Source organism: Methylophaga sp. UBA2513, assembly GCF_002341285.1.
GTDB lineage: Bacteria > Pseudomonadota > Gammaproteobacteria > Nitrosococcales > Methylophagaceae > Methylophaga > Methylophaga marina.
The window spans coordinates 153,245-180,232 of sequence record NZ_DDNT01000010.1 but is presented as its reverse complement, the minus strand read 5'-3'; the positions used below and the strand labels follow the sequence as shown (position 1 = coordinate 180,232).

Annotated in this window: 28 protein-coding genes and 1 tRNA gene; 24 read left to right on the top strand and 5 right to left on the bottom strand. The window is 42.9% G+C overall.

The window, feature by feature from the left end; translation table 11 throughout:
• Positions 1-108 precede the first annotated feature (108 nt).
• Genes B3V56_RS06685 through B3V56_RS06650 form a run of 8 tightly spaced genes read left to right on the top strand, consistent with a single transcriptional unit; the run spans position 109 to position 7,922 of the window.
• Positions 109-1,023 carry an acyl-CoA desaturase gene (locus B3V56_RS06685; protein ID WP_289283518.1) on the top strand — a complete coding sequence of 305 codons (915 nt, stop codon included), beginning with the start codon at positions 109-111 and terminating at the stop codon, positions 1,021-1,023.
• Complete coding sequence (locus B3V56_RS06680) at positions 1,020-2,264, top strand: NAD(P)/FAD-dependent oxidoreductase (protein WP_289283517.1); 1,245 nt, start codon at positions 1,020-1,022, stop codon at positions 2,262-2,264. The genes B3V56_RS06685 and B3V56_RS06680 overlap by 4 nt, the downstream gene beginning before the upstream one ends.
• Positions 2,265-3,062: a DUF1365 domain-containing protein gene (locus tag B3V56_RS06675; protein WP_286305068.1), complete on the top strand. Its 798-nt coding sequence runs from the start codon at positions 2,265-2,267 to the stop codon at positions 3,060-3,062.
• On the top strand, positions 3,059-4,324 hold the full coding sequence (locus B3V56_RS06670) for an SAM-dependent methyltransferase (RefSeq protein ID WP_289284085.1): 1,266 nt from the start codon (positions 3,059-3,061) through the stop codon (positions 4,322-4,324). Before B3V56_RS06675 ends, B3V56_RS06670 begins: the two co-directional genes overlap by 4 nt.
• Positions 4,317-4,841: a DUF2878 domain-containing protein gene (locus B3V56_RS06665; protein WP_286305066.1), complete on the top strand. Its 525-nt coding sequence runs from the start codon at positions 4,317-4,319 to the stop codon at positions 4,839-4,841. The genes B3V56_RS06670 and B3V56_RS06665 overlap by 8 nt, the downstream gene beginning before the upstream one ends.
• Positions 4,834-5,604: a DUF1295 domain-containing protein gene (locus tag B3V56_RS06660; protein ID WP_289282518.1), complete on the top strand. Its 771-nt coding sequence runs from the start codon at positions 4,834-4,836 to the stop codon at positions 5,602-5,604. The genes B3V56_RS06665 and B3V56_RS06660 overlap by 8 nt, the downstream gene beginning before the upstream one ends.
• Positions 5,591-6,616 carry an SAM-dependent methyltransferase gene (locus tag B3V56_RS06655; RefSeq protein WP_289282517.1) on the top strand — a complete coding sequence of 342 codons (1,026 nt, stop codon included), beginning with the start codon at positions 5,591-5,593 and terminating at the stop codon, positions 6,614-6,616. The genes B3V56_RS06660 and B3V56_RS06655 overlap by 14 nt, the downstream gene beginning before the upstream one ends.
• A 7-nt stretch (positions 6,617-6,623) precedes the next feature.
• Positions 6,624-7,922: a sensor histidine kinase gene (locus tag B3V56_RS06650; protein WP_289282516.1), complete on the top strand. Its 1,299-nt coding sequence runs from the start codon at positions 6,624-6,626 to the stop codon at positions 7,920-7,922.
• 3 nt (positions 7,923-7,925) lie between these two features.
• Here the strand turns inward: B3V56_RS06650 and B3V56_RS06645 are convergent, their stop codons facing one another.
• Positions 7,926-8,624: a response regulator transcription factor gene (locus tag B3V56_RS06645; protein WP_286305062.1), complete on the bottom strand. Its 699-nt coding sequence runs from the start codon at positions 8,622-8,624 to the stop codon at positions 7,926-7,928.
• A 163-nt stretch (positions 8,625-8,787) separates the two neighbouring features.
• Between B3V56_RS06645 and B3V56_RS06640 the strand changes: the two genes are divergently transcribed.
• The 3 genes from B3V56_RS06640 (at position 8,788) to cfa (ending at position 11,136) form a co-directional block, all read left to right on the top strand.
• Positions 8,788-8,988, top strand: coding sequence for a (2Fe-2S)-binding protein (locus B3V56_RS06640; protein WP_289244964.1), 201 nt, complete (start codon positions 8,788-8,790; stop codon positions 8,986-8,988).
• Positions 8,989-9,307: 319 nt separating this feature from the next.
• Positions 9,308-9,787, top strand: a complete 480-nt coding sequence (gene bfr, locus B3V56_RS06635; protein WP_286305060.1) for a bacterioferritin — start codon at positions 9,308-9,310, stop codon at positions 9,785-9,787.
• Positions 9,788-9,948: 161 nt separating this feature from the next.
• On the top strand, positions 9,949-11,136 hold the full coding sequence (gene cfa, locus B3V56_RS06630) for a cyclopropane fatty acyl phospholipid synthase (protein ID WP_289282515.1): 1,188 nt from the start codon (positions 9,949-9,951) through the stop codon (positions 11,134-11,136).
• On the opposite strand, the gene B3V56_RS06625 is transcribed toward cfa, so the two are convergent.
• Positions 11,137-11,367, bottom strand: coding sequence for a DUF2789 domain-containing protein (locus tag B3V56_RS06625; RefSeq protein ID WP_289282514.1), 231 nt, complete (start codon positions 11,365-11,367; stop codon positions 11,137-11,139).
• A 169-nt stretch (positions 11,368-11,536) separates the two neighbouring features.
• Here B3V56_RS06625 and B3V56_RS06620 point away from each other — a divergent pair, with 169 nt between their 5' ends.
• A complete protein-coding gene (locus tag B3V56_RS06620) occupies positions 11,537-12,136 on the top strand; it encodes a helix-turn-helix domain-containing protein (protein ID WP_286305057.1) in 600 nt (199 codons plus the stop codon).
• Positions 12,137-12,646: 510 nt separating this feature from the next.
• Here B3V56_RS06620 and B3V56_RS06615 read toward each other — a convergent pair.
• Positions 12,647-12,731, bottom strand: a tRNA-Leu gene (locus tag B3V56_RS06615).
• A gap of 182 nt (positions 12,732-12,913) precedes the next feature.
• Between B3V56_RS06615 and queA the strand changes: the two genes are divergently transcribed.
• The 10 genes from queA (at position 12,914) to B3V56_RS06565 (ending at position 22,712) form a co-directional block, all read left to right on the top strand.
• Positions 12,914-13,957, top strand: a complete 1,044-nt coding sequence (gene queA / locus B3V56_RS06610; RefSeq protein ID WP_286305056.1) for a tRNA preQ1(34) S-adenosylmethionine ribosyltransferase-isomerase QueA — start codon at positions 12,914-12,916, stop codon at positions 13,955-13,957.
• Entirely contained in the window at positions 13,941-14,672 is a 732-nt protein-coding gene (locus tag B3V56_RS06605) for an RNA methyltransferase (RefSeq protein WP_289282513.1), read from the top strand. Before queA ends, B3V56_RS06605 begins: the two co-directional genes overlap by 17 nt.
• Positions 14,669-15,454 carry a serine O-acetyltransferase gene (cysE, locus tag B3V56_RS06600; RefSeq protein ID WP_289244959.1) on the top strand — a complete coding sequence of 262 codons (786 nt, stop codon included), beginning with the start codon at positions 14,669-14,671 and terminating at the stop codon, positions 15,452-15,454. The genes B3V56_RS06605 and cysE overlap by 4 nt, the downstream gene beginning before the upstream one ends.
• A gap of 57 nt (positions 15,455-15,511) precedes the next feature.
• On the top strand, positions 15,512-15,958 hold the full coding sequence (locus B3V56_RS06595; RefSeq protein ID WP_289244958.1) for an Rrf2 family transcriptional regulator: 447 nt from the start codon (positions 15,512-15,514) through the stop codon (positions 15,956-15,958).
• Between the two features lie 146 nt (positions 15,959-16,104).
• Positions 16,105-16,431 (top strand): HesB/IscA family protein, encoded by a 327-nt coding sequence (locus B3V56_RS06590; RefSeq protein ID WP_286305053.1) that lies wholly within the window; start codon positions 16,105-16,107, stop codon positions 16,429-16,431.
• Between the two features lie 104 nt (positions 16,432-16,535).
• Positions 16,536-17,837, top strand: coding sequence for an adenosylmethionine--8-amino-7-oxononanoate transaminase (gene bioA / locus B3V56_RS06585; protein ID WP_286305052.1), 1,302 nt, complete (start codon positions 16,536-16,538; stop codon positions 17,835-17,837).
• Positions 17,838-17,990: 153 nt separating this feature from the next.
• Entirely contained in the window at positions 17,991-18,062 is a 72-nt protein-coding gene (gene pqqA / locus B3V56_RS06580; RefSeq protein WP_081443609.1) for a pyrroloquinoline quinone precursor peptide PqqA, read from the top strand.
• Positions 18,063-18,246: 184 nt separating this feature from the next.
• Positions 18,247-18,813, top strand: coding sequence for an alkyl hydroperoxide reductase subunit C (ahpC, locus tag B3V56_RS06575; protein WP_286305051.1), 567 nt, complete (start codon positions 18,247-18,249; stop codon positions 18,811-18,813).
• Positions 18,814-18,888: 75 nt separating this feature from the next.
• Positions 18,889-20,463 carry an alkyl hydroperoxide reductase subunit F gene (ahpF, locus tag B3V56_RS06570; RefSeq protein ID WP_286305050.1) on the top strand — a complete coding sequence of 525 codons (1,575 nt, stop codon included), beginning with the start codon at positions 18,889-18,891 and terminating at the stop codon, positions 20,461-20,463.
• Positions 20,464-20,621: 158 nt separating this feature from the next.
• Positions 20,622-22,712 carry a hypothetical protein gene (locus tag B3V56_RS06565; protein WP_289284084.1) on the top strand — a complete coding sequence of 697 codons (2,091 nt, stop codon included), beginning with the start codon at positions 20,622-20,624 and terminating at the stop codon, positions 22,710-22,712.
• Between the two features lie 27 nt (positions 22,713-22,739).
• Here the strand turns inward: B3V56_RS06565 and B3V56_RS06560 are convergent, their stop codons facing one another.
• Together B3V56_RS06560 and B3V56_RS06555 are read right to left on the bottom strand one after the other, a co-directional pair.
• Complete coding sequence (locus B3V56_RS06560; protein ID WP_289282509.1) at positions 22,740-23,405, bottom strand: response regulator; 666 nt, start codon at positions 23,403-23,405, stop codon at positions 22,740-22,742.
• 2 nt (positions 23,406-23,407) lie between these two features.
• On the bottom strand, positions 23,408-24,766 hold the full coding sequence (locus tag B3V56_RS06555; RefSeq protein ID WP_289282508.1) for a sensor histidine kinase: 1,359 nt from the start codon (positions 24,764-24,766) through the stop codon (positions 23,408-23,410).
• Positions 24,767-25,071: 305 nt separating this feature from the next.
• On the opposite strand from B3V56_RS06555, the gene B3V56_RS06550 reads away from it, so the two are divergent.
• The gene (locus B3V56_RS06550) at positions 25,072-26,091 is read left to right on the top strand and encodes an AAA family ATPase (protein ID WP_286305045.1); all 1,020 of its coding nucleotides are present in this window, start codon (positions 25,072-25,074) and stop codon (positions 26,089-26,091) included.
• 5 nt (positions 26,092-26,096) lie between these two features.
• Complete coding sequence (locus tag B3V56_RS06545) at positions 26,097-26,987, top strand: MxaS protein (RefSeq protein ID WP_286305044.1); 891 nt, start codon at positions 26,097-26,099, stop codon at positions 26,985-26,987.
• Position 26,988: the final 1 nt, after the last annotated feature.

The following is a 26,988-nucleotide window of genomic DNA, read 5'->3' as shown; positions in this document are numbered from 1 at the left end:
CATTACAATCTTCACAGCGTGAATTTAAGGTGAAGCCGCATGACAGCTTGTTTCACATCAAATTCACAGATTGCTCAATACGCTATCCACTATCTTAGAAGGACTGATATGAAATCGTTACGATACTGGTTTGATAGTGATAGTAGCATCCGATATGCCGCAGCTGATGACAGGATTGATTGGTTTAGAATCATACCGTTTATCGTGTTACATCTAGCCTGTCTTGCTGTTTTTTTGGTGGGGATATCAGCTGTAGCCGTATACACAGCGGTGATTCTCTATCTTGTCAGAATGTTTGCTATTACCGCTTTCTATCATCGATATTTTGCTCACAAATCGTTTAAAACAAGCAGACCAGTGCAGTTTGTATTTGCAGTTATCGGTGCTGCCTCGACTCAACGAGGCCCAATCTGGTGGGCGGCACATCATCGCAACCATCACCGTCATGCGGATACCAATCAAGATCCTCATTCACCACGAGAGGGTTTTCTATGGAGCCATGTTGGGTGGTTTTTGACCAAACGCCACTTCCACGCTGATTATGGGCTTGTAAAGGATTTGTCTCGTTATCCAGAACTACGTTGGCTGGACAGATTTGATATAGCAATTCCATTGTTGCTGGCGCTGAGTTTGTTTGGTCTGGGTGAATGGTTAAGTTGGCTAAATCCGGGATTGAATACGAATGGCTGGCAAATGGTGGTTTGGGGATATTTTATTTCGACGGTCATCCTGCTACATGCAACATTACTGATTAACTCTCTCGCTCACAAATGGGGAAAGCGCCGCTACAACACTGGCGATGATAGCCGTAATAATTTTTTATTAGCACTTTTAACGCTGGGCGAAGGCTGGCATAACAACCATCACTATCATGCATCGTCGGCAAGACAAGGGTTTTACTGGTGGGAAGTGGATATCAGTTTTTACCTGCTTTGCTTGATGAATAAATTTGGCTTGATATGGGATACGAGAACGATACCAGTCAAAAAGCGCGACCACCAACTCAACAAGGTGAGCCAATGAATATTGCAATTGTTGGTGGCGGAATATCAGGTGTCACTGCCGCTTGGTATTTATCAAAGCAGCATAATGTCACCTTATTCGAGGCGAATGATTACATTGGTGGACATACCGATACCCATCAGATCCATATCGAAGGCACATCATGGTCAGTTGATACCGGTTTTATCGTCTTTAATGAATACAACTATCCAAACTTCAGCCAGCTACTAAGCGAACTCAAGGTAAGGGCCATCGATACTGAAATGAGTTTCAGTGTTGATAATGCTGATACTGGACTGCAGTACAATGCGACGAGTCTGAATACATTATTCTGCCAACGAAAAAATCTGATCAATCCTGCTTTTTATCGGATGATTGCCGACATTATCAAGTTCTATAAAGCATCACCGGATATTCTCAAGCAACCTAGTAACACACAAACTGTAGGAGAGTATCTTAAGAAGCATGGTTATAGTGATGTGTTCATTCACGATCACCTTATTCCCATGGCATGTGCATTATGGTCTGGTCCATCCGTTAGCTTGTTAGATATGCCAGTTCGTTATCTGGTGTCTTTTATGGCAAATCATAAAATGCTGTCGTTAATGAAAAGACCTCAGTGGCGTGTCGTCGAGGGTGGCTCCAATCAGTACATAAAACAATTTATTCATCACTTTAGTGGAAAGATTCATCAAAATTCTCCCGTCGAAAATATTCAACGCACGGATGATGGCGTTATCTTGTCTGTTAATGGTGAAAAGCAGATGTTTGATGCTGTCGTTTTGGCGTGTCACTCTGACCAGGCTTTATCACTTCTTGCTGACTCCAGCTATGATGAGGCAACGGTCTTAGGAAATATTGATTATCAGCGCAATCATATGCAGTTGCATACAGATGAATCTGTACTGCCAAGCAATAGAGCTGCATGGGCGAGCTGGAATGTTCATGTCAGCCCTGATCTGCAAGAGCAATGCACCGTTTCGTACCATATGAACACCTTGCAGAGATTAGATGCTCCGGTCGAGTTTATTGTTTCCTTGAACTCTGCCGCTCGTATCTCTCCTGATAAAGTGCTGGTAGAGCGACATTATTCACATCCGGTTTACACTGAAAAAACTTTAGCCGCGCAACAACGCTGGGCCGATATTTCCGGCCAACGGCATACGTATTTCTGTGGTGCTTACTGGGACTGGGGCTTTCACGAGGATGGAGTAAAAAGTGCATTGAAAGTGGTTCAGCAGCTTAATGGCGAGGTGTTGTAAATGTTCTCTACTGCGTTGATGAAAGGTGAGGTGAACCACACGCGTTTTCAGCCTAAACGCCACCAGTTTCAATATCCGATTGCCATGTTAATGCTGGATGTCGATGAAATAGCGTCTGTTTTTGAGCGTCACCGTTGGTGGTCATTAGAACGCTTTAATCTGATTAGTTTTAAGCGTAAGGATTATTTAGGCCGACATAATGGTGATTTAAAAACGACGGTTGAGTCGCTGATTTTTAAACGGACGGGTGAGCAGTTTTCCGGCCAAGTTTATCTGTTAACCCATCCACGTTACTTAGGGTTTGTGTTTAATCCGGTCAGTTTTTATTTTTGTGTGAATCATCAGGGGCAACTTGAGTATGTCCTGGCGGATATCAACAACACACCTTGGGATGAACGCTATTGTTATGTATTAAAAGCGAAGCCGAGTAGTCAAGATCAATCTGTGATATCGACATTCGATAAACAGTTCCACATTTCACCTTTTATGCCCATGGATATTCAATATGAGTGGCGATTTTTCTGGCGTGAAGATGAGCTGAGTATCGATATGCATTTATTTCGCAATAATGAAAAACAATTCACTGCAGATATGATGCTAAAGCGCCAGCCTCTTGACCAACAAAGTATGTCTCGCTTACCACGGGATTACCCGTTACAAACATTCAAGATTATCTGGCGGATCTATTGGCATGCTTTGAAGTTGTGGATTCGAAGAGTGCCTTTCTATAGCCATCCGCAGAATTCATCTGATAACCGTACATACTCAGACAAACCAGCTTTGAAGGATAAATCATGACACCTCCCATTCATGCTACTCGACAAAGTGAATTAAGAATCAGCAAGTTTCATCGTCTTTGTATGACTCTGTTCTGCAAGCAATTGGATGGCTTCAAAGAAGGTTTTTTAGTCATCGAAATGGCTGATAGTCGTCTGGAATTTGGAGATCCAAAAGCCGAATTAAAAAGTCATATCTTTGTTCAACACCCACATTTTTTTGAAGCAGCTGTTCTGGGTGGTTCTGTTGGTGCAGCAGAATCTTATATGGATGGTGAATGGCAAACGGATGACTTAACACGATTAATACGATTGTTAGTCAGAAACCGCCATCTGGTAGATGGTATGGAAAAGGGCCTGGCCAGGCTGACTGGTGTTGTCATGCAAGGCGTGCATTGGTTAAGGAAAAATACGCGTGACGGCAGCCGTAAAAATATTGCTGCACATTATGATCTGGGTAACGACTTGTTTGAGTTGTTTTTGGATCGTGAACATATGATGTATTCATCTGGACTGTATTATGACTTTGCTGAAAGTTTAGAGCAGGCTCAAACTAACAAATTAGCCCGCTTATGTGACAAGTTAGACTTGCAACCAGATGACCACTTACTGGAGATTGGTACCGGGTGGGGTGGTTGTGCGGTGTTTGCAGCACTCCACTATGGCTGTCGGGTAACAACCACCACGATTTCTCAACAGCAATATGATTATGCTGTTCGTCGCGTTCAAGAATACAACCTGCAAGATAAAGTCACCGTGTTGCTGGAAGATTACCGTGATCTGGAAGGCCAATATGACAAGCTTGTCTCCATCGAAATGGTTGAGGCTGTGGGGCATCATTTTATTAATGAGTACTTTCAACGTTGCAGTGACTTGTTAAAAGCGAATGGCGTTGCGGTGATTCAGGCGATTACGCTGGAAGATCACCGTTATCGACAATCATTGAAATCAGTCGATTTTATTAAACGGTTTATTTTTCCAGGTAGTTTTATTCCCTGTGTCAGTGTTTTGGTCAATGCCGCTGCAAAAGCACAGATGAGATTAACTAATCTGGAAGACATTGGGCCGAGTTACGCGCAAACATTGCGGGTATGGCGTGAACGGTTCTTCGATAAGGAAGAGCAAGTTAAAGCGATGGGGTATGACGAGCGTTTTATAAGAATGTGGGAGTTTTACCTTTCTTACTGCGAAGGTGGCTTTATTGAACGCAGTATCAGTGATGTTCATTTACTGTTTAGTAAACAGGATACGCGACAGGCACAGTGGGTTCCACAACGTGGTTAATGTATTCAACTTTATTGCTTTCCAGCTAGTTTGGTTTATCAGTATTTTCTCAGCTGCTGCCAACAGTAGTCATTACGCATTACTAGCGACAGCGCTGTTTATCATTTTCCAGCTAGCCCTGAGTCCATGGAAAAAAACAGATATCAAATTGATTCTGCTCGGGCTTTCCGCTGGGATGCTCTTAGATACTGTCTGGCTCAACTTGGATCTCATGAATTACATCGATAAAACGTTTATTCATGTTGCTCCCTGGTGGATAGGATGTTTGTGGATCAACTTTATGTTGACCTTGAATCACTCATTAAGCTGGCTGCAACGGAAGCCTGTTTTATTGGGATTGTTGTGCATAGTCGCTGCTCCACTGTCCTATTATGCTGGTAGCGAAGCCGGTGCAGTCAGTCTGAATACACCTTTTCTGGCACTAGCTGTGGTATCAATCAGCTGGGCTTTGTGGATTCCTTTGTTGATGCAGATTGCAAACCATTGGCGACATAAAGAGGAGACTGAACATGCTTGAACTCGGCCTGCTGATTGCGAGTATTACCATGCTGTTTGGCTGGATATATGAAGGAAGAACCAATAATGCTGGCGTGGTGGATGTTCTCTGGTCTGGATTGATGATGGGGTTACCCATTCTGTATGCCACGCAGATGCAGGGTGATGTCGTGTTACGAGTAGCCAGTGCTGCATTAATGAGCTTTTGGTATCTACGTTTGTTTATTCACCTCAGCACACGTGTTTTTTCAGAACCGGAAGACGGGCGCTATCGTTATCTGCGTGAGTATTGGGGAGACAAAGCACATCGGAATCATTTTTTCTTTTTTCAATTTCAGGCTGTTTTAGCCTGGGGTTTTACCTTGCCGATTTGGTGGTTAGCTCAGGTAGAGACTTTTCAACTTGTATGGCTTGTTGTTGCATTAGCCCTCGCGTTTGGAGCTTGGGTCGGGGTCTACGTAGCGGATAAACAACTTGCCGAATTTAAAAAGAATCCCGCTAACAAAGGCAAAGTATGTGAGAAAGGGCTTTGGTTTTATTCACGTCACCCGAATTACTTTTTTGAATGGTGTCACTGGTTTAGTTACCCCATCATGGCCATAGGCATTTCTGGTGGCGAGTGGCTATGGATAATGCCTGTTGTGATGTTTGCCTTTTTGTACTTCATCACAGGGATTCCTTACACCGAGCAACAAGCTATCCGAAGTCGTGGCGACGCATACCGACAATATCAAAAAACAACCAGTGCATTTATTCCGTGGAGAAAGAAAGATGGGTATGATTGATTTGGCAGAAAAGAAGTGGTTTCCTGACAGCTTGATTCGAATCGGAATAAGGCAGTTACTGAAACAACGCCTAAAAGAGGAATACGCTTCAGAGCCAGATAAATTAACTCAACGTAAACAGCAATGCATTGAGCAACTAAAACAAAGTCCTATCGCCATAGAAACAGATGCTGCGAATGAGCAGCACTATGAAGTGCCTGCTGAGTTTTATAAAGAAGTACTAGGCAAGCACTTTAAATATAGTGGTTGTTACTGGACAAACAGTTGTTTGACCCTCGATGATGCAGAAGAAGCCATGCTGAGCATTTATCTGGAGAGGGCAGAGTTAGTCAATGGCCAACACATTCTTGAGTTGGGGTGTGGTTGGGGCTCTTTGACCTTATACATGGCAGAAAAACTGCCCTTTGCCAAGATAACAGCGGTGTCTAACTCACATTCACAACGCCAATATATCGAACAGCAATTATTAGATCGTGGTTTGAGTAATGTTCAGGTGATTACCTGTGATGTGAATGACTTAGAGCTGGAACAACAATTCGACCGTGTGGTGTCAGTTGAAATGTTTGAGCATATGCGTAATTACCAGCGTTTATTCGACAAGATTGGAGACTGGCTAAAGCTGCAAGGCAAGTTATTTGTGCACATTTTCTGTCACCGGGAAGTGGTGTATCCATTTGAAACTGAAGGTGAAGATAACTGGATGGGGCGCTATTTCTTTACGGGTGGTCTCATGCCTTCTGCCGATACTTTGCTGTACTTTCAATCACAATTATCCATACAGCAACACTGGTTAGTTAATGGTAGTCATTATCAGAAAACAGCAGAAGCCTGGCTGGAAAATACAGATAAAAATGAAGCGAATGTGCTACGTTTATTCCGAGATGTTTATGGCGACCAAGCGGAAACCTGGTTACAGCGCTGGCGTTTGTTTTTTATGGCGTGTGCAGAGTTGTTTGGATATGAAAATGGAAACCAATGGCTTGTCGGACACTATTTATTCGAGAAAAGATGAGTAGTGAATGCTGAAAAATAAATCCACCCTCCAAGCCAAGTTAGTTAAAGTTTTTCTTATACAGGTTCTATTAATTAGTCTTGTCACTGTCGGTGGTATTTATGCTGCAAAAATCATGGTTGAAGATGTGCTGGTGCGCCAGGCATTAGAAGGTGAAGCTCAGCACTTTTGGGAAATGCGTGACAAAGATCCTGATTTTCCACCACCAGATACAATGAATTTAAAAACCTATCTGGTCACAGATGGGGACTACTCTTCCTTACCTAGAGAATTAGTGCCTCTGTCACCTGGTTATCAGCGAGCTGGATTAAATCAAGAAACCCCCATTCTCTACATAGAAGACAAAGGTAATAGCCGACTTTATCTGATTTTTGATGAAGTAAAAGTCTCCCGTCTGGCACTTTTATTTGGTATTTTGCCGCTCGCTGGCGTGTTAGTGGTGTTATATATCCTGGCCTGGATAGCGTACCGTCAATCGCATAAAGCGGTGTCGCCCATCGTGAAGTTAGCCAAGTCGGTGAGACAAGCCGAAATCAAAGATGGCAGTCTACCGGACTTGGATTTGCAAGAACTACGTGATATCCCCGACGATGAAGTATCAAGCTTAGTAGGCGCGTTGGATCAGTTTACCCAGCGTCTTGAGCTCTTTATTGATCGGGAGCGCCATTTCACACGAGATGCCAGTCACGAACTGAGAACCCCAATAGCTGTATTAAGAAGTGCCATGGAATTACTTGAGCGTCGTTACGATGTAGCTAATGATAAAACGATGCGCCGAGTTTATCGCACCTTATATGACATGGAAGCATTGATTGAAACACTGCTCATACTGGCGAGGGAAGAAAAAGCCGTGCTACCGGTTCAGGATGTTGATATTAATGCGATGGCCCTGAAACAGTTGGACACACTGGAGACACTATTCCAAGACAAGTCGATAACCGTCGATATTGATGAACAAGCTAAATTAGTGGTTAAGGCACCCGAAGCGGTAGTGTCTATTTTGATGAGTAACTTGTTGCGTAATGCCTTTAATTACACGCCCAAAGGCCATGTGATTATCAAAATTTGGCAGCAGGGATTTTCTGTTGCTGATAGTGGTGTTGGGATGAGTGAGCAACAAGTTAAAAATGTGTTTGAACCTTTTTATCGCGGAGAGCGTGATAATAATGAAAAGGGCTATGGTTTAGGAATGACCATTGTTAAACGTTTATGCAATCGCTACTTCTGGCATTTACGCATCACCAGTGAAATTGGAAAAGGGACAGAGGTGAGCGTCCATTTTCCTAAGTCACAGATTGAAAGCTAACTCTTATAGATCTTTCTCTTCACAGAGCTTATATCCTACGCCAGGGATAGTGTGTAGCAGATGTTGCTGAAAAGGTTTATCAATCAGTTTTCTAAGATTGTATAAATGGCTACGTAGCGTATCACTGTCAGGGGTATCTTCACCCCATATCTCTGTTTCCAGCTTTTCCCGTGTCACTAACTTTGGTGATTCACGCATAAGAATTTTCAAAATCTGTAGCATGATGGGTGAAAGGCGGACATTTTCACCAGCTCGTGTCACACGCATGGTCTTAGGATCAAAAATCATATCGGCAATTTGCAATGATTTTGTATCCATTTCTCCTCTATGACGACGTATATGTGAGGTCAGTCTTGCCTCTAATTCTTTCATCTCAAAAGGCTTAATGAGGTAGTCATCTGCCCCATACTCAAAGCCGCTCAATTTGTCATTGAGTGTATCTCTGGCTGTGAGCATTACGATAGGCATATCAAGTTGTAGCTCACCACGAATTCGTTCACAGACTTCAAAGCCATCAATCCCTGGCATCATGACGTCTAACACAACAGCATCATAATGGTTCTGACTACATAGTTTTAATGCTGTCAGTCCATCGGCAGCGAAGTCGACAGTCATGCCACCTTCTTCTAGAAAGTCCCCTACATTTGCCGCCAGATCTTGATGATCTTCGACGATGAGAACGGTTGCTGGGTTGATCTTCATCTCTCGGTCCTTACTTTTTGATTGCCTTCAGTGTAAGCATAACGCACTGCTGTATGAGCTTTGTGAAAAAGTCATTATTTTTTTGAGGAATAATCTAAAAATATAATTGACTCATTAAATAACAATCATTATCATTAACATCAAACCTCAAGTGAGTACTGCAATGATTGTATGTATCTGTAACAATGTGAACTCAGACGCCATCAACGAAGCCATGGAGTCTGGTGCAAATACACTGCATCACATTCGTGAACAAACCGGCGCGTCTGCATGTTGTGGGAAGTGTCAGTTCAAAGTTAATCGTTTGCTAAATGAATTTGAACAAACGGATGTTATCCCCAGTGCATGTTCCGGAGAGGGCTAATATTCCCCGCACAGTAAAAAGTATTTTAGTTAACTATAAGTCATTCTCATTATCACTCTCAGTTCAGTGTGTAACTATTATTCCCGCTCAATAACTGAGTATCTGTTTCTGTTCAATTAGCTAAGTTGATAAACATAAAGGTCTTTTTGTGTTTATCATGTCTTTAGACATCTTTCATCGTCCAAACAACCCTGCCGTATATATCCCAATCTAGATGATAATAATTCTGATTTTATTTTTAAAACAGTCGCTTAGCTTTGACTTTTGACTCAGACAAACGATAATCATGGCAACTTTACATGAAATTAAGGGGTTGTTTATGAAAGGCGATAAAAAAGTTATCGAATACTTAAATAAAGTATTAGGGAATGAGCTAATTGCTATCAATCAATATTTCCTTCACGCCAAAATGTATAAAGACTGGGGTCTGCACAACCTATACGAACATGAATATCATGAATCTATTGATGAAATGAAACACGCAGACAAATTAACAGAGCGAGTTTTATTCTTAGAAGGTTTGCCAAATTTACAAGATCTAGGTGCACTGCGTATTGGTGAAAATACAAAAGAAATGCTCGAAAGTGATTTAGCTCTCGAATTAGATGCCATCCCCGATTTACAAGAAGGCATTAAATATTGTGAATCTGTCGGGGACTATGTCACCCGTGACTTGTTTCAGGATATTTTAAACTCTGAAGAAGAGCATGTTGATTGGTTAGAAACGCAACTTGGCTTGATAGAAAAAATGGGCTTACAAAACTACCACCAAGCACAAATTGTAAAAGAAGCAGAATAAAAATCATGCTTCTGAGAGCCCGAACATGACGCGGTCTGTTCGGGCTTTTTTATGTCTGTACGTAATTACACGGATTGTAATATATTGTCTAAACAAGTAATTTACAGGTTAATCAAATTCTTTAATTTATTCAGGCTCACTCTCTGGAGGTAGGGAAAAGCATGGCTAGATTCGAGCAGTATGATAATCGTGATGACATCTATAATTCATCAACATCCAGTCAGGCTTCTTTGTCTCCGCCTGCAGTTTTACGTGAGCTAGCCAAACAGTGTGATGTTCGTTTTAACGGCAGCAATCCTTGGGATATTCAAGTTCACCATCGTGATGTTTACTCTCAGATTTTAACGAAAGGTTCATTAGGCTTCGGGGAAAGCTACATGGATGGTCTCTGGGACTGTGAGCGAATGGATGAGCTTTTTTATCGCATCATGCGCGCTAATATTGAAGAAAACCTTGTGGGCGTGGGTAAGTTTGCTCTGATTCTTCAAAGTCTTAGACACCGCTTCTTTAATCTACAAACTGAAAAACGTGCCTATCAGGTGGGTGAACAACACTACGATATCGGTAATGATATATTTGAGGCCATGCTCGACTCGACGATGAGTTACTCATGTGGTTTCTGGCAAAAAGCCAATACGCTGGAGCAAGCTCAGCTGGATAAATTAGATCTGATCTGCAAAAAACTTCAACTCAAACCAGGCGAAAAGTTATTGGAAATTGGTTGTGGCTGGGGTGGTCTTGCAAGTCATGCGGCTGAACATTATGGCGTTGAAGTATTGGGGATAACGATATCTCAAGAGCAACAAAAACTCGCTCAGCAACGCTGTAAAGGATTACCTGTAGAAATTCGTCTGACAGATTATCGTGATCTAGAGGGTGAGTTCGACAAAATAGTCTCGGTTGGCATGTTTGAACATGTGGGCGAAAAAAATTATCCGATCTATTTCGATACCGTGAATCGTTTATTAAAAAAAGACGGTTTATTCCTTTTGCATACTATCGGTATATATAAAACCATTCATCGGGTTGACCCCTGGATTGATAAATATATTTTTAGAAATGGCAAGCTGCCATCAGCTGAGCAGATTGCTGATGTATTAAATAAACGCATGGTGATAGAAGATTGGCATAATTTTGGACAAGACTACGCGCTGACATTACTGGCATGGTGGGATAGGTTTGAGGCCGCCTGGCCAATACTGTCTGAAAAATATGACCAACGTTTCTACCGTATGTGGAAATATTATTTGATGAGCTGCGCTGGATTTTTTAAATCACGACAAGGCCAACTTTGGCAAATAGTACTCACCAAACGTGATCGTACTGAAACCTATCGCTCAATCCGTTAGTTATTCATGCAGTAACACATTGAGCTGATCGACAACTTCTGCCCAGTCAGAATCTTCTGAGAGACATTCTTTGATGAACGCCCTCTGTGAGGCTGTCCAGAATTCCGCAGCCTCAATCGTTTTTTCTGGAGGCAGTTTATGCTCAACAATAAATTCATCCATCGCGGCCGGGCTATTATCCAAGCCTAATTGGAGAAATAAGTTTTCTAAGGAATGAGAACTTGTATCCATAGTGAATCCTCTTCAGCAAAGTCTAATTTATTTCATATTAGTACAATAGAAGAGTCAATGCGTTCAAATTCATAACTAATTTTACTTATCCTTGTCATCTAAGCGTAAAATCAAAAAAAGAATAAATTAGTGTAAACTATTGTACACAACATAATATGGTGTGACTGATATGGAAAAAAGATTGTTTACTACTACTCAACTCGCTAAGTTACTCGGCGTGACAGCAAGAACAATCCAGCTATGGGCAAATCAAGGATTGATTAATGTTGTAAAAACACTGGGTGGCCACCGACGAATTTCTGAAGATGAAGTGATTCGTCTGGCAGAAAAACTAGGCAAACCGATCCCTCAAGAATTAGCAATACCCAGCAAATCAACACTGAATAGTCATGCTGAATTAACGGTGTTACTTGTTGATAAAGACAGCGAACTATTGAGGTTATACGAATCACAATTACTACAGTGGCAGGAAGGGCTGCCGACCAATATTCATGTGACAGACAATGGATTTGATGCCCTCATTTTGACAGGCCGCTATAAACCCAACCTCATCATTGTCGATTGGGAAATGGATGATATGAATGTGGCACATCTTGTCGATGCCATAAGTAAAAATAAAGAAACCAAGCACGCCAAAATCATTATCGTGACAACACAAGATAAATCAGCATTAGGCAAAGAAGTCACGCTACCTGCTAGCGCGATGATAGAAGAAAAACCGGTGTCTTTTGCTTTGATAAAAAGATTACTCGAAAAACAGACTGCCTAGGATCTAGAACAAAGTTTTTCAGATGGAAATGGGCTGAATTATTTGAAAGGGGAGAGAGGTGGTTACATCACTTAACGTTAAGTGATAAAAGTAGAGAATCGCCGAACTATAAAAAGTATGGGGCCACACATCGCTGGGTAATAATTCTTTTCGATTCATAAAATAGTCATAATTCATTGCTATATTTTCTGAATCGCGGGTATCAGTTACACCTCTCTCTTACTCTCCTCGGCTTCAATTGTTGCTTTTGGATACCCGCTTTTTTTCAATGGCAGATCCCCACTTACAAAAAACATTACACCCCTGATGTCATCCAAGTGGGTGTTTGCCACCCATCATCGAGCCACACGGAGATTAATTTATACAAATAGCCTGGGAGTGCATATAGAGTGAAGTCGGGCTTGTGCTAATAGAGCCACTGAAAATAAATCAACAATTTACGTTCATTCTATAGGGATTGGTGTATACAGATTTATAGGGATAGTTGATTGATGCTGAGAAGAGTTAGGTTGGTACCGAGGGCGAGAATCGAACTCGCACTTCCGAAGAAACCGGATTTTGAATCCGGCGCGTCTACCAGTTCCGCCACCCCGGCAACCTAAGCGCGAAATTATAACGTCTACCCCTGAGTATTGGAAGGGTGATTTTCATTTGTTCTTAACTGAAAAATCTAACTAATTGATAGTAATAGCTAAAGCGAACGTTATTCTCGCTGAAGCTGGACGACATGGATGATTTAAATGCTGTTTTGATAGACATTTTGCTATGATCGCGCCCATGAAAACGAGTGACTTCCAATTTGATTTGCCCGAAGAGCTAATCGCCCAATACCCCTCAGAGAACCGAACTGCCAGTCGATTATTGTTTCTGGAAGGGAATAGCGGTCAGCGCCAGGATCTCCAATTTACCGATCTGCTATCACTACTCAAGCCTGATGATTTATTGGTTTTTAACAATACAAAAGTGATTCCCGCTCGCCTTTTTGGCGTCAAAGATAGTGGTGGTAAAGTTGAAGTGTTGATAGAGCGGGTGCTTGATGAAACTCGGGTACTGGCGCATATAAGAAGTAGCAAATCGCCAGCAGCCGGTCGTCATTTGCAACTTGAAGGTGTGCTTGATGCGGAAGTTCTCGGGCGGCATGATGCTTTATTTGAGTTGAAGTTTCACGATATTCATTCTGTGATAGATGCGCTTGATCAGTATGGACGATTACCATTACCCCCTTATATTGAAAGGGAAGTGGATAAAGCGGATTTAGATCGTTATCAGACGGTTTATGCCAGGAATGTTGGAGCCGTGGCTGCACCTACAGCGGGTCTACATTTTGATGAAGCCTTATTGAATAAAATTCGTGAAGCAGGAATTGAAACAGCTGAGCTCACGTTACATGTTGGCGCTGGTACATTTCAGCCGGTCAGAGTGGATGATGTGCGTTCTCATCAGATGCATAAAGAAGTCATTGCCGTCAGTGATAAAGTGGCAGAACAAGTAAAAGCAACCAGAGCACGTGGTGGCCGGGTTATCGCTGTCGGCACTACCAGTGTCAGAGCGTTAGAGTCAGCATCCATTAACGGTGAGATTACGGCTTATCAAGGAGAAACGGATATTTTCATCTATCCGGGTTATCAATTTAGAAGCGTTGATGCCATGGTAACGAATTTTCACCTTTCTGAATCCACACTGTTAATGCTGGTCTCAGCCTTTGCAGGTAAAAAACACATTCTGGAGGCATACCAACATGCCATCCAACAGCGTTACCGGTTTTTTAGTTATGGTGATGCCATGTTTATAACAAGGAATTCTAATGAAGTCGCTGGATAATGTTCGTTTTGTGCTTGTCGGTACAACGCATCCCGGTAATATCGGTGCGGCAGCCAGGGCAATGAAAACGATGGGGATCACAAATCTACATCTTGTCTCGCCTAAAATTTACCCAAGTGCTGAAGCAACAACACGTGCATCCGGTGCGGATGATGTCTTACACCGTGCGGTGGTACATGATAGTCTCGATGATGCATTGGCAGGCTGTCACTATACTTTTGCGATGAGTGCCCGTTTACGTCACTTGCATATGCCAGTGATGAATCCGCGTGAAGCAGTGACGCAACTTGAAAAGTTCGATGATGATACACATATAGCTATTGTGTTTGGTCGTGAACATTCTGGCTTATCCAATGATGAAATCGATCGATGTCAGTATTTAGTCAATATTCCTGCTAATCCAGATTATAGTTCTCTAAACCTGGCTGCGGCAGTCCAGGTCGTCGCTTATGAACTCAGAATGAGCTTCCAGCCTAATATTGATTTTGGTCGTATTGGTGAAGAGCGTGAGGCGATAACTTCAGAAGATTTAGCTCATTTATATGATCATTTTGAACGTTCGTTGACGACCATCGGTTTTCTGGACCCTGAAAACCCACGTAACCTGTTACGACGTATACGCCGACTATTTAACAGAGCGGATATGGATCGAAACGAATTACAGATTATGCATGGTATTTTGCGTGCAGCAGAAACCAAAGCGAGGAAAGAATGACAGAAAAAATAAGCCGTTGGGAACGCATCAAAGAAGATATCTCTTGTGTCTTTGATCGCGATCCGGCAGCACGGAATGTATTTGAAATTGTCACCACTTATCCCGGCGTACATGCGCTGCAGTTTCACCGTCTAAGTCATTGGTTGTGGCGTTCAAACTGGAAATGGCTCGCCAAGTTCATTTCTTCCATTTCACGTTGGTTCACCGGTATTGAAATTCACCCCGGCGCTAAGATTGGTCGCCGTTTTTTTATTGATCACGGTATGGGTGTCGTCATTGGTGAGACCGCAGAAATCGGTGATGATGTGACGCTTTATCATGGTGTCACCCTGGGTGGCACATCGTGGAAAGAGGGGAAACGCCATCCTACGCTTGGAAATAATATTGTTGTTGGTGCCGGTGCAAAAGTACTTGGTCCCATTACGCTTCATGATGGTGCCCGTATTGGTTCCAATGCCGTAGTTGTTAAAGATGTTGCCTCAGGTGATACCGTTGTGGGCGTGCCGGGCAGGGTAGTGAAAACCAACTTGAGTGAAGATGAAAAACAACGTCAGAAACTAGCTCAGTCGGTTGGTTTTGATGCCTATGGTACCTCAAGTAAAACCATGGACCCGGTGGCTTCGGCCATTCATGGACTGATTCAGCATGTTCACGCTATGGATAAGCGCGTTGATGTGATGTGCAAAACAATCCATCGTCTGGGTGGTGAATTACCTGACGTTGAAATGCCGGATTTAGAAGGGTGTGATATCTACAAGGACAACGAAGAGAATAAAAGTTGACTAAAATAGTCAGGCATGTAAACTTTAGACGATTAAGTTTATTCTGGATTTGTAAGAATGCGTTTAACCACTAAAGGTCGCTATGCTGTGACCGCCATGCTTGACCTCAGTCTGAACTATGGCGTAGGCGCAATAACTCTGGCAGATATTTCAGAAAGACAAGGTATTTCTCTCTCTTATCTGGAGCAGTTATTCGCAAGGTTGAGAAAGCAAGGTCTTGTGAGCAGCTCTCGTGGTCCGGGGGGCGGATATCGTTTAAGTCGTGCAGCAGATACCATAACGGTGTTAGATGTCATATCGGCAGTTGATGAGAAGGTCGATAGCACACAATGCGAAGGTCGACAAAATTGTCACGGTCATGAGCAGTGTTTAAGCCATGAGCTTTGGCAAAGCTTAAGTGATCAGATTCGTGTATATCTTGATGGCATCACTCTGGCACAAGTCGTGTCTAACTTTGAAAAGAGTAGAAACGGCGAAAAAGTTATCGCATTTGATATGCTCTAGTTTGCTCTTTGCCCCAAACTTTCGACTTATCACTTTTACAGATCTAAATGAGTGAATCTAATTAAGAAGCCTTTGATATTCTTCAATCAGAATCAAACGTTCTCAATTATTTATGGTCTTAATCACTGAATGTTACAGGTGAAAATATGATTACATTGACTGAATCTGCCATTAATCGTGTCAGAGATATGATGACAAAACGTGCATCGGGTGTCGGCTTAAGAATTGGCGTCGTCAAAAGTGGTTGTTCAGGTTATAGCTATGCGCTTGACTATGCAGACGAAGTGGCCGCTGACGATGTGGTGGTTGAGCATGGTGATGTCAAAGTGGTTATTAACGAAGACGCTATGCCAATCCTCGATGGTATGGAACTCGACTTTGTTCGCGAAGGCTTGAATCAGAGTTTTAAATTCCGAAATCCTAATGTGGTTTCTGAATGTGGCTGTGGTGAGAGCTTCAGTGTTACTAAATAAACGAAACACTATTTCTCAAAAGTGCCCGCTCAATGCGGGCATTCTTGTTTTTAGCTCTCTGAATTAAAAACGGTGAGCCAGCTCTAAGACTATGTAAAACAGACATGACAAAACTAAGTAATCTTGAATTTGATGCCGCCCACATCTGGCACCCTTATACCAGCGTGTCAAACCCACCGTTATTACATGAGGTGACATCAGCAAAAGGCGTTAGATTAACTCTGGCTGATGGTCGTGAAGTGGTTGATGGTATGTCATCTTGGTGGTCAGCTATTCATGGTTATAATCACCCAAAGCTTAATGAGGCTGCACATCAGCAGATTGATACGATGTCGCATGTCATGTTTGGCGGTTTAACGCATGAACCAGCAGTCAATCTTGCCAGAAAGCTGGTAGAGATAACCGATGACAGTTTGCAGTATGTATTTTTAGCCGATTCAGGTTCAGTCTCTGTTGAAGTGGCTATTAAGATGGCTATTCAATACTGGTTTGCTCAGAATAAACCTGAAAAACATCGCTTGCTCACATTCAGAAATGGTTATCACGGCGATACGTTTGGTGCGATGTCAGTCTGTGATCCTGTTAATGGCATGCATAAAATGTTTGAAAAAGTGCTGCCGACACATTTATTTGCTGCTGCACCTGAGTGTCGAGATGATGCTGATTGGCAGGATAGCTACATCGAAGATTTCAAACATTTGGTGGAAAAACATCACCACGAATTAGCTGCTGTCATCGTCGAGCCTTTGGTTCAAGGGGCCGGCGGTATGCGCATCTATTGCGCTGAGTACCTTCGTCAAATACGCGCCTTATGTGACGAATATCATATCCTATTGATTTTTGATGAAATTGCCACTGGTTTTGGGCGAACCGGTTCACTGTTTGCTTACGAGCAGGCTGGCATCGTGCCAGATATTATTTGCATGGGTAAAGCCCTTACCGGTGGGTATATGACGCTGGCAGCGGTGATGTGTAATCAGCAGGTGGCTGACGGTATTGCTGCAGATGGTTCGGGTGTATTGATGCATGGTCCCACTTTTATGGCGAATCCACTGGCTTGTCGCGTGGCAGCTGCCAGTATTGATTTGTTACTGGAGAGTGACTGGCAAACGCAGGTATCCACCATTGAAAATAGTTTGAATACCGAGCTGACTAAATATCGTGATCATGAATTAGTTAAGGATGTCAGGGTAAAAGGGGCCATTGGTGTCGTTGAGCTAAAGAAACCACTTGATGATGCGATGGACTGGTTACCAGGCTTTATTGTCGAACAGGGTGTGTGGATCAGACCGTTCAGAACCATGATTTATATCATGCCACCTTACATTATTGATACTGCTGACCTTCAATTGTTGTGCGATGCGATTTTTCATATATTAAACGCGTTGAATTCTACTGAGCGCTAGTTTCATGTATCGCTGAATAATCCCGTTTATTTTAATAAGAATAATCCTGAGATGAATCAAGCAAGACCCTGATGTGACATTTTGTCAGTTTAGATAGTCTATACCTACGTTGTTTTCCCTAGAAACAACGTCTTAAATTAAGAGGAATTGATTATGTGGACTAAACCAGAATACTCAGATATGCGTTTCGGCTTCGAAGTAACCATGTATATTTGCAATCGTTAAGATTGATAAATAATAATAAAAAAGCCCTTGGAGTTTGACTTCAAGGGCTTTTTTTATTTTTCCGATTGTTTAATCGTTTTTATCAATCATACTAATAGAATTAAGTCGTTGTACCTATTTATGTGCCTCGACTACAATGCGAACTGTCACTTACGACACTAATGCAAAATTTAAGGAGCAAATAATGTCTACACTGATTAATACAGAAATCAAACCGTTTAAGGCGAATGCTTATCACAATGGCGAATTCATCGAAGTTTCAAGCGATGATCTGAAAGGCAAATGGTCTGTTTTCGTTTTTTACCCAGCTGACTTCACTTTCGTTTGTCCAACAGAACTAGGTGATGTTGCAGACCACTATGCTCAACTGCAAGAAATGGGTGTTGAAGTTTACTCAGTATCAACTGATACACACTTCACTCACAAAGCATGGCACGATGCATCAGAAACCATCCAAAAAATTAAGTTTCCAATGATTGGTGATCCAACTGGTGTTATCAGCCGCAACTTTGAAGTGATGATTGAAGAAGAAGGTCTGGCACTTCGCGGTACATTTATCGTTAACCCAGAAGGTGTGATTAAAGCTGCTGAAATTAACGATCTGGGTATTGGTCGTAACGCTAAAGACTTAGTTCGCCGTGTGCAAGCAGCACAATATGTTGCAACACATGATGGTGAAGTCTGCCCTGCTTCTTGGCAGCCAGGTGAAGAGACTCTGTCTCCATCATTAGACTTGGTTGGCAAAATCTAATCAGGCTATATCGACCTGTCCGGGCAAATGCCCGGGCAGTGTCACTAAAATTATTTTTGATTAAGGTAAATTATTATGTTGGATGCAAATATCGCCGGACAACTGAAAGGTTATCTGCAAAACATCAAACGCCCAATTGAATTGATTGCGGCTCTAGATGACAGTGCTAAAGCGACTGAAATGCGCGATTTGTTGCAAGAAATCGCTGATATGTCAGGTGACATCACTTTTGCTGATGATGCTGACAGCGATTCTCGTAAGCCGTCATTTCAGATCAAACAGCCCGATGGACAAGAAAAAATTCGTTTTGCCGGTATTCCGATGGGGCACGAATTTACATCGCTGGTGTTGGCTCTGCTACATGTCGGTGGGCATCCAACCAAACTCGATCAGGAAGTGATCGACCAGATTAAAGGGCTGGAAGGGGAATACCACTTTGAAACGTATATTTCACTTTCATGCCAAAACTGCCCAGAAGTCGTTCAGGCATTAAACGTAATGGCCGTTCATAATCCGAATATTTCGCATACCATGATTGATGGTGCGTTATATCAGGAAGAGGTGGACCAGCGAAAAATTATGGCGGTGCCAACGGTCTACCTGAATGGTGAGAATTTTGGCTCAGGCCGTATGAGCCTGCCTGAAATCATCGCCAAACTGGATACAGGTGCAGTGAAGCGTGAAGCTGAAAAAATCAGCGCAAAAGAAGATTTTGATGTGTTGATTATTGGTGGTGGTCCAGCGGGTGCTTCTGCCTCTATCTATGCCTCACGTAAAGGTATTCGTACAGGTATTGTGGCTGAACGCTTTGGTGGTCAGGTCATGGATACCATGGCGATTGAAAACTTTATTTCTGTCAAAGAAACAGAAGGACCAAAATTGGTTGCTGCATTAGAAGAACACGTCAAACAATATGAGGTAGACGTGATGAATCTTCAACGTGCAAGCAGTCTGAAAAAGAATGGCAAGATGATCGATGTTGAACTGGAGAGTGGTGCAACGCTTTCAAGTAAAACGGTGATCCTTGCTACTGGTGCTCGCTGGCGTGAGCTGGGTGTGCCAGGTGAAAAAGAATACCGTGGTCATGGCGTCGCTTATTGCCCTCACTGTGATGGGCCCTTATTTAAAGGTAAACCTGTTGCGGTCATTGGTGGCGGTAACTCGGGTGTTGAAGCCGCGATTGATTTGGCGGGTATTGTCGGTCATGTGACATTGATTGAATTTAACGGTGAGTTACGTGCCGATGCGGTGTTACAGAAAAAACTGTTCTCTTTGGATAATGTTAAGGTCATCACTGGTGCCCAAACAACTGAAATCACAGGAGATGATGGCAAAGTCAATGGGCTGATTTACATGGACAGAGCCACTGAACAACAGCACACGGTTGAATTGAATGCTGTGTTTGTTCAGATTGGTCTGTTGCCAAACACCGATTGGTTAAAAGGCACTATCGAACTGAGTAAATTTGGTGAGATAGAAATCGATAATCATGGCCAAACATCTTTGCCGGGTGTATTTGCCGCAGGTGATGTCACTACTATCCCATATAAACAAATTATTATGGCAATGGGAGATGGCGCTCGTGCAGCACTGGGAGCCTTTGATTACCTGATTCGTAATGATTTTGATGGTAAAAGTGAAGCGGCTTAACCCCTCACACATTTATTATTAACTGAATGAAGACCTACTGATGAAAGTCAGTAGGTCTTTTTTTGCAAAGTACTTAACGTTTTTGCAAAAACGATTTTTATTTGTCATTTTTTTATAGCACCATGTGGAGCTTGATTTGAACCGAACAGGGAAGTGTGATGAAAAAAGCAGTTTTAGTACTAGTCCTTATCGTTATTGCTGGGCTCCTCATATGGCAATACAAACAAGAGGAGACAAAAACATCAGCGCTTTTGCAGTATGTACCTGCTGATACGGCATTTTACATGGGGGGAACGCTTGATAAATCCCTCGCTGTTTTTTTAGCCGATTCCCCTGTTTTTGGTTTTTCCCCCACAGAAACTCGTTTATTGGACGACATTCAATCTGAACTGTCAGTGTCTAATACACCCGCCGCAAGATTTTTAACCGCTTTATTCTCAGACTACAGCCAAAAAACGGATGGTAGCTACCAAGCGTTTGTCGATTATTTTGGTCTGGCTTCTGAAGGCGATTATGCAACCTATTTACATGGGCTAGTGCCAGTCATAAATGTGCCCATCGTCGATCAGCCAAAGTTAGTCACATTGTTTAAAAACCTGTCAGAAGAAGCTGGGATTAGTTTCCAGGAAAAAACGCTGGGTAAACAATCTGTATTGAGTTGGGTGGTAGACAAAAAAAATCTGCAATTGGTTTTGGCGACAACAGAATCTTCTGCTGTCTTAACCCTGATTACAGATAAAGATACAGAAACAGATACTGCTGAGCGTCTTGCACAAACACCTGTTCCAGAGTCTTTCGAGGAAAATCTAGCCAATATTCGTGAGCAACAGCAATACACCAATGATTTAGTTTTCATGCTGGATATTGAAAAATTAATGAATGGGCTTTTCGTCGCTGATAATTCCAGAGCATCAAACGATTTCAAACGCTATTTTTCAGATACGCCTCTGGCTCAAAAAATGATGAATGATCCCGATATGCAAATCTGTCAGGCAGATACTTTAAAATTGATTAGTCAGGTACCTCGTCTGTTGATGGGATATAACGATATCGAAGTCAAAGACAATCAGCTCATGGCTAGAGTCAGTGCGTTATTAGAAGTACGTCATCCATTAGTGCTTAATGTTCTGCAAAGCATGCAAGGACACATCCCTGATCATGTTGTGGATGCAGAAGATAAAATTTCAAGCATGGCAGTAGCGCTGGATATGGATCAACTGACGCCGGGCGTGACAAAATTATGGACTGAATTTGCCAATGCCGAGTTTAGTTGTCCAGATTTACAACAAGCGCAAGTCAAATCAAAACAAATGAGCCCGATGGTACTGGGCGCAGTTACTGGAATGGCTCAAGGTATAAAAGGCTTAGGACTTTCATTGTTTGATTTGCATATTGATACAGATGCAGCCAAGCCGTTGTCTATCGACTTTTTACTAAGTTTGGAAACAAGCAATCCAACTGGCATTTTGTCTCTGCTTCAGCTTGTGCCAGAACTAGCGAATATCCGTATTCCGGCGGATGGTACCGAGGTGCCGCTGAATCTCCCTTTACCTATCGATATCCCAACTTTTGCAGCCATCAAAGGATCGCATGTCGTTGTCTATAGCGGAGAAAAAAGCCAACAAGCCATAAGCGCTATTGAATCAGAAGAATTAACGCCAAACGCTTTAGGTTTCAGCTCTAGCATCAACTATATAAAGCTGGTGGACCTCATGGAAAATACGGATTTTAGTGCGATACCCGGCACAAATATGGAAAGCTGTATGGAGGTGTATTCTGCATTAGACACACTGCGTCGAATGGAAATGCAATTGAGTTATCGAAGTATGGTGAATGACAAGGGCGTAGGCATTGATAGTTTAATTACGCTGAATAAACCCGAAGCAACAAACGACAATTTTGATATTACCGGCCAGTGGCATACGGCTTATCTAGATGAGATGTGTCAGTGGGTAGAGGATGGTGCTGAACAGTGGAATGAAGATGGCACAGGTAGCTATAAAGAAACCAGCCAGAAGGCGAGTTGTGATCTATATCAAACCCAGTATCAATGGCAGCGGAAGGGCAGAACCTTAACGCTAACTGATACGTCAGCACCAAAATATCGTGATTCATGTCAGGATGAGTGGCAACAGGATGGTCAGAAAGAGACACTTGTCTGCGACATGATCAATATCAAAGAAGATAGTTTTCAATGCCTGTATTACATTGATGGCAGTGAGCCCTTTATTTATCAATACACACGCTAGTGCGGAAACGCTAAACGTCGTTCTTGATTACTTGGCCTCGTCAACCAAATCCAAGAGGTTGACGAGGTTCATTTTAATGGCCAATCGAGTTAACTCAATATCGCTATTCACGCCGAGTTTCTTTTTGATAATGTAATGGGAATTAGCCACGGTTTTGGGACTGATATTCAACAGTTCGGCAATGTCTTGACTCGATTTGGCTTCTAACAACAGGCGTAAAATCTCAAACTCTCTAACCGTCAACTCATCAATGGCAGACTGTTCTTGGCCCAGTTTCTCCATCGCCAGCGCCTGTGCAATATCAGCGCTTAAGGTATGTTTGTTCTCACTTATCTGGGCGATCGCTCTAATCAGTACTTCAGGATCACTGCTTTTAGTAATGTAGCCAAGTGCTCCCGCTCGTGTGGCTTGAATCGCAAAACTCGGATTTTGATGCATACTAAACACAAGCACTTTCGCCTGATTATCAAATTGGCGAATACGTTCAATGGCTTTTAGACCACTTTGGCCCGGAAGGGATATATCCATCACCACCACATCTGGCTTATGTGATTTATAGAGAGTGTATGCCTCTGCACCATCACAGGCTTCGGCAATAACTTCAAAGTTCACTTGTTTTTGCAATAAAGCCCGGTAACCTTCCCTGACAATCGCATGGTCATCCACTAACATGATTCGTATAGAGTTATTCATCGTCAGGCTTCCGCTTTTTGAGTCATCGGCAGAATGATGGTTACCACCAGTCCGCCATTAATTTGTGTGTCCAGACTGAGATCACCACCCAGTGCTGCAACCCGTTCATGAATGCCGAGTAGTCCCAAGCCATTACTGCTAGAAAAAGCACTCAAATCAGCCACACCATCATCTTTTATGATGAGTGATAGGGCGTTCTCTTCCTGAATATTGATATTGACCTCAGCGTGCTCTGCACTGGCATGTTTCGCGATATTTGTCAGACATTCCTGCACTATTCGGTAGGTATGTACCGCCAAGGTCTCGGCGAGTTCATCCATATTACCGACAAGAGATAAGCTGTAATGCGTTTTGCCTGAGCTGCGTTGATTCCAGCTTTTTATCAACTGTTTCAAGCTAGTTTCCAGTCCGAGTTCATCTAGCTCTGCGGGGCGTAATCGCGTCAACAGATCGCGAAGCGCACTCATCATATGCCCGGTAATGTGACGAATGGAATTTAGCTCCTCCACTATTTCCGGACAAGTATTTTTAGCCGACTGTGATGCCGATGTGGTGACGGCATTGATACCGGCCAGGCATTGACCAAACTCATCATGTAACTCTCTGGAAATGTAGCGATGCTCTTCTTCCTGGGTATTCATAATCTTGATCGAGAGTTGTTTGTTTTCCGCCATGATATTTTGTTGGGTACTGACTAAGGCATTGATGGCATGACTGGTACGTTTCCATTCAGCGATGTCAAAGTCCGGTAGACGTATTGCTAAGTCTCCGGCTCGCATTTTTTCGAGGCCAGCGACAATATCTTTCGCGGGTTTTAGCATGCGATTAATGGTGATAAAAACCAGGCAACATAGAGCCATGATGGTGACTACAAGTACGCCAAGAGCAGCTTGTAAGTTATGCCAGGCGCGTGCTGTTTCAATATCGACATTCAATGTCACCAGTATCGTCCCGTACTTTATTGCATTGAAATTGACTGACCGTTTTACTTCCACGCCTGGGTTAAAAAATTGTGTATAAAAATGTCCGAACCAAATCGGGTAATCCTTATTTGATGCCTGAGTGGCGTTACATAAACTGCGTTGCCGACTTTGTGTGCGGGATAAAAATTGCGTGCATGAACCGGGAACACTATCAATTTTGTTCCATAGCCCAATATCCGGAAAAGATTGTGTAAAGTCATAACGTTGGAACATTTGTAGCAATTGTTGTCGGATTTGATGCTCAATCCTGCTCGCCGTCGCCTCTGCTTCATTGAGTGCTTGTTGATTGGTTTGATACAACACATACCATGCACTGCCGACGATGCAGATCACCGCAATAATCAAAATTCGCACGAAGAGTTGGAGTTGTAGATTCATCCGTTTTTCACTGATACAAACATGAAGCTAGTCTAGGAGTAATCCAGACATCTGCAAAGCGCTGTTTATTGTGTCGGGAAATTTGCCCGATGACACTGGGCATATTTCGGCTGAACGCAGATTAGGATAAAGTTCTAATATGATTCATCAACTGAGCACTATTCATCCGGTAGGTCAGTGTGGATTGCAAACTCATAAAGCGGTCTGAAATGATAGCGTCATAAGATTATTTGTTGATACATATGATTTTATGTCAATGGACTGGCTAGAGTGATGAAATAAAAAAACCAATAAGGGGAGAGAAAATGGCTGAATCTCAGCTTTTACAGACAGCGAGAGAACAAGCGCTGGCGTTAGAAAATGTCGTCAATCAAGTTGTCGTTGGTCAAAAAGAAGCAGTTAGATTGATTTTGATTGCCTTACACGCACGGGGGCATGTGCTGCTGGAAGGTGGTGTAGGTGTAGGTAAAACCACTTTACTACGTACGTTTTCAAAAGCGCTGGGTGGTGCTTTTGGGCGTATTGAGGGTAGCGTCGACTTAATGCCGAATGACCTGCTCTATAGTGCTTGGGTAAATGCAGAAGGTAAACCGGTCATTGATCCTGGCCCATTGATTAATCACGGTGCAGAAACAGCCGTTTTCTTCTTTAACGAAATTAACCGTGCCAGACCTCAGGTGCAGTCATTATTACTTCGTGCCATGGCTGAGCGCAGTGTTGAAGCATTTGGTAAAGAATATCGTTTCCCTCATATGGTCGTGTTTGCCGACCGCAATGCGGTAGAAAAAGAAGAAACATTTGAACTCAGTGCTGCCGCTCGTGACCGTTTCTTATTTGAGATAAATATCAGCCGCCCGACTGATGACGCGATTCGTCGTCAACTTATTTTCGATCCTGCGTTTCATGATGTGGATCAGCTGCTGAACACGATTGGTGAACCTTTACTGGACTATCAACAATTAAATGCTCTGGATCATGATATTCAACGTAGTATTTTTGTATCACCTGAAATTGAAAATTACGTGGTTCGTTTATGGGATGCCAGCTGGACGCCGCATGAATTAGGTATTGAAATGCCTGATATCTATGTGGAAGACCTGGTGGTGGCCGGTGCCAGTGTTCGTGGTATGTCAGCCATGGTAAGAGCCGCAAAAGTGGCAGCCTGGTTGGATGGTCGTGATCATGTACTACCAGATGATATTCATACCGTGTTGTTACCTTCCATGACACACCGTGTCTTCCTTTCTCCAGTGTATGAAGGTCGACGCGAACAAATTATGCCGCAATTTGTTCGAGCTCTTCGCGATCATATCGCGACACCTTAATCTGTATGGCTATCAGAAACCTGCCTCAGCAGGAGTTTGTTTATCGTTTTCCCGATAAGGTGTTTAGTCATGTGCCTGGCGCGCATAGCGGTACAGCGTTAGGCAGTGGCGATCGGTTTGCGGGATTTGCGGATTTGTTTGATTATCCGGACCCTCGTCGTCTGGATATACGTGCCAGTTTGCGTCATCAAGCCGCTGATGTGACTCAGCAAGGCCAACAACGCTGGTTGGTAAAACGTTATCAACAACGTTCATCCATCACGTTGTGGTTAATGTCTGATATCAGTCAATCCATGACGGTTTCCAGTGTGAATCATCAACGATTGGCAAAACTGGCTCATATGATCGCACACAGTGCAATTGGTATTGGCGATAAGTTTGCTATGACGGCGTTTGATAGTGAATGGCGCCAAGACATGACGATTATGCCCACCACGCAACGTAGCATGCCGGCATTTGCTGCTGAGCGTCTGATGGATGCGGCTAAACCAAAAGCACCTGGGGCGGCAGGCTTAACACATGCCACCGATCTGATTAACAGTAAACGTGCCATGGTCTTTTTGGCTTCCGATTTTTGTTTTGATCTGAGCTTGTTGGAGCAAAGTTTACGCAAATTGTCGCAATATACGGTCATCCCGATTGTATGGCGGCATGACGATGTCGATCACTTTCCTTCGCATGCGGGATGGGCAGAAACACGTGATGCTGAGACAGGTCAGCGGCACAGCGTCTGGATGCGGCCAAGTATTAAAAAGCGTTGGCAACAACAAATGGACGACCATTTTTCTCAACTCTCAGCGTGTTTTATGCGTTATCGCATAAGACCACTCTATGTTGAGGGCGATGTGACGCCACAACAGTTGACCGAATATTTTTACGCCATGAAAAACTCATAGG

What these genes read in the sequence shown, in the direction of transcription:
- B3V56_RS06670 (WP_289284085.1), top strand. Translation starts at nt 3,059, where the DNA reads ATGACACCTCCCATTCATGCTACTCGACAAAGTGAATTAAGAATCAGC.
- B3V56_RS06680 (WP_289283517.1), top strand. Translation starts at nt 1,020, where the DNA reads ATGAATATTGCAATTGTTGGTGGCGGAATATCAGGTGTCACTGCCGCT.
- B3V56_RS06565 (WP_289284084.1), top strand. Translation starts at nt 20,622, where the DNA reads ATGAAAAAAGCAGTTTTAGTACTAGTCCTTATCGTTATTGCTGGGCTC.
- bfr (WP_286305060.1), top strand. Translation starts at nt 9,308, where the DNA reads ATGAAAGGCGATAAAAAAGTTATCGAATACTTAAATAAAGTATTAGGG.
- B3V56_RS06590 (WP_286305053.1), top strand. Translation starts at nt 16,105, where the DNA reads ATGATTACATTGACTGAATCTGCCATTAATCGTGTCAGAGATATGATG.
- B3V56_RS06555 (WP_289282508.1), bottom strand. Translation starts at nt 24,766, where the DNA reads ATGAATCTACAACTCCAACTCTTCGTGCGAATTTTGATTATTGCGGTG.
- B3V56_RS06620 (WP_286305057.1), top strand. Translation starts at nt 11,537, where the DNA reads ATGGAAAAAAGATTGTTTACTACTACTCAACTCGCTAAGTTACTCGGC.
- B3V56_RS06650 (WP_289282516.1), top strand. Translation starts at nt 6,624, where the DNA reads ATGCTGAAAAATAAATCCACCCTCCAAGCCAAGTTAGTTAAAGTTTTT.
- B3V56_RS06675 (WP_286305068.1), top strand. Translation starts at nt 2,265, where the DNA reads ATGTTCTCTACTGCGTTGATGAAAGGTGAGGTGAACCACACGCGTTTT.
- cfa (WP_289282515.1), top strand. Translation starts at nt 9,949, where the DNA reads ATGGCTAGATTCGAGCAGTATGATAATCGTGATGACATCTATAATTCA.
- queA (WP_286305056.1), top strand. Translation starts at nt 12,914, where the DNA reads ATGAAAACGAGTGACTTCCAATTTGATTTGCCCGAAGAGCTAATCGCC.
- ahpF (WP_286305050.1), top strand. Translation starts at nt 18,889, where the DNA reads ATGTTGGATGCAAATATCGCCGGACAACTGAAAGGTTATCTGCAAAAC.
- B3V56_RS06685 (WP_289283518.1), top strand. Translation starts at nt 109, where the DNA reads ATGAAATCGTTACGATACTGGTTTGATAGTGATAGTAGCATCCGATAT.
- B3V56_RS06645 (WP_286305062.1), bottom strand. Translation starts at nt 8,624, where the DNA reads ATGAAGATCAACCCAGCAACCGTTCTCATCGTCGAAGATCATCAAGAT.
- B3V56_RS06595 (WP_289244958.1), top strand. Translation starts at nt 15,512, where the DNA reads ATGCGTTTAACCACTAAAGGTCGCTATGCTGTGACCGCCATGCTTGAC.
- B3V56_RS06560 (WP_289282509.1), bottom strand. Translation starts at nt 23,405, where the DNA reads ATGAATAACTCTATACGAATCATGTTAGTGGATGACCATGCGATTGTC.
- B3V56_RS06660 (WP_289282518.1), top strand. Translation starts at nt 4,834, where the DNA reads ATGCTTGAACTCGGCCTGCTGATTGCGAGTATTACCATGCTGTTTGGC.
- B3V56_RS06545 (WP_286305044.1), top strand. Translation starts at nt 26,097, where the DNA reads ATGGCTATCAGAAACCTGCCTCAGCAGGAGTTTGTTTATCGTTTTCCC.
- B3V56_RS06625 (WP_289282514.1), bottom strand. Translation starts at nt 11,367, where the DNA reads ATGGATACAAGTTCTCATTCCTTAGAAAACTTATTTCTCCAATTAGGC.
- B3V56_RS06655 (WP_289282517.1), top strand. Translation starts at nt 5,591, where the DNA reads ATGGGTATGATTGATTTGGCAGAAAAGAAGTGGTTTCCTGACAGCTTG.
- cysE (WP_289244959.1), top strand. Translation starts at nt 14,669, where the DNA reads ATGACAGAAAAAATAAGCCGTTGGGAACGCATCAAAGAAGATATCTCT.
- B3V56_RS06605 (WP_289282513.1), top strand. Translation starts at nt 13,941, where the DNA reads ATGAAGTCGCTGGATAATGTTCGTTTTGTGCTTGTCGGTACAACGCAT.
- bioA (WP_286305052.1), top strand. Translation starts at nt 16,536, where the DNA reads ATGACAAAACTAAGTAATCTTGAATTTGATGCCGCCCACATCTGGCAC.
- B3V56_RS06640 (WP_289244964.1), top strand. Translation starts at nt 8,788, where the DNA reads ATGATTGTATGTATCTGTAACAATGTGAACTCAGACGCCATCAACGAA.
- ahpC (WP_286305051.1), top strand. Translation starts at nt 18,247, where the DNA reads ATGTCTACACTGATTAATACAGAAATCAAACCGTTTAAGGCGAATGCT.
- B3V56_RS06550 (WP_286305045.1), top strand. Translation starts at nt 25,072, where the DNA reads ATGGCTGAATCTCAGCTTTTACAGACAGCGAGAGAACAAGCGCTGGCG.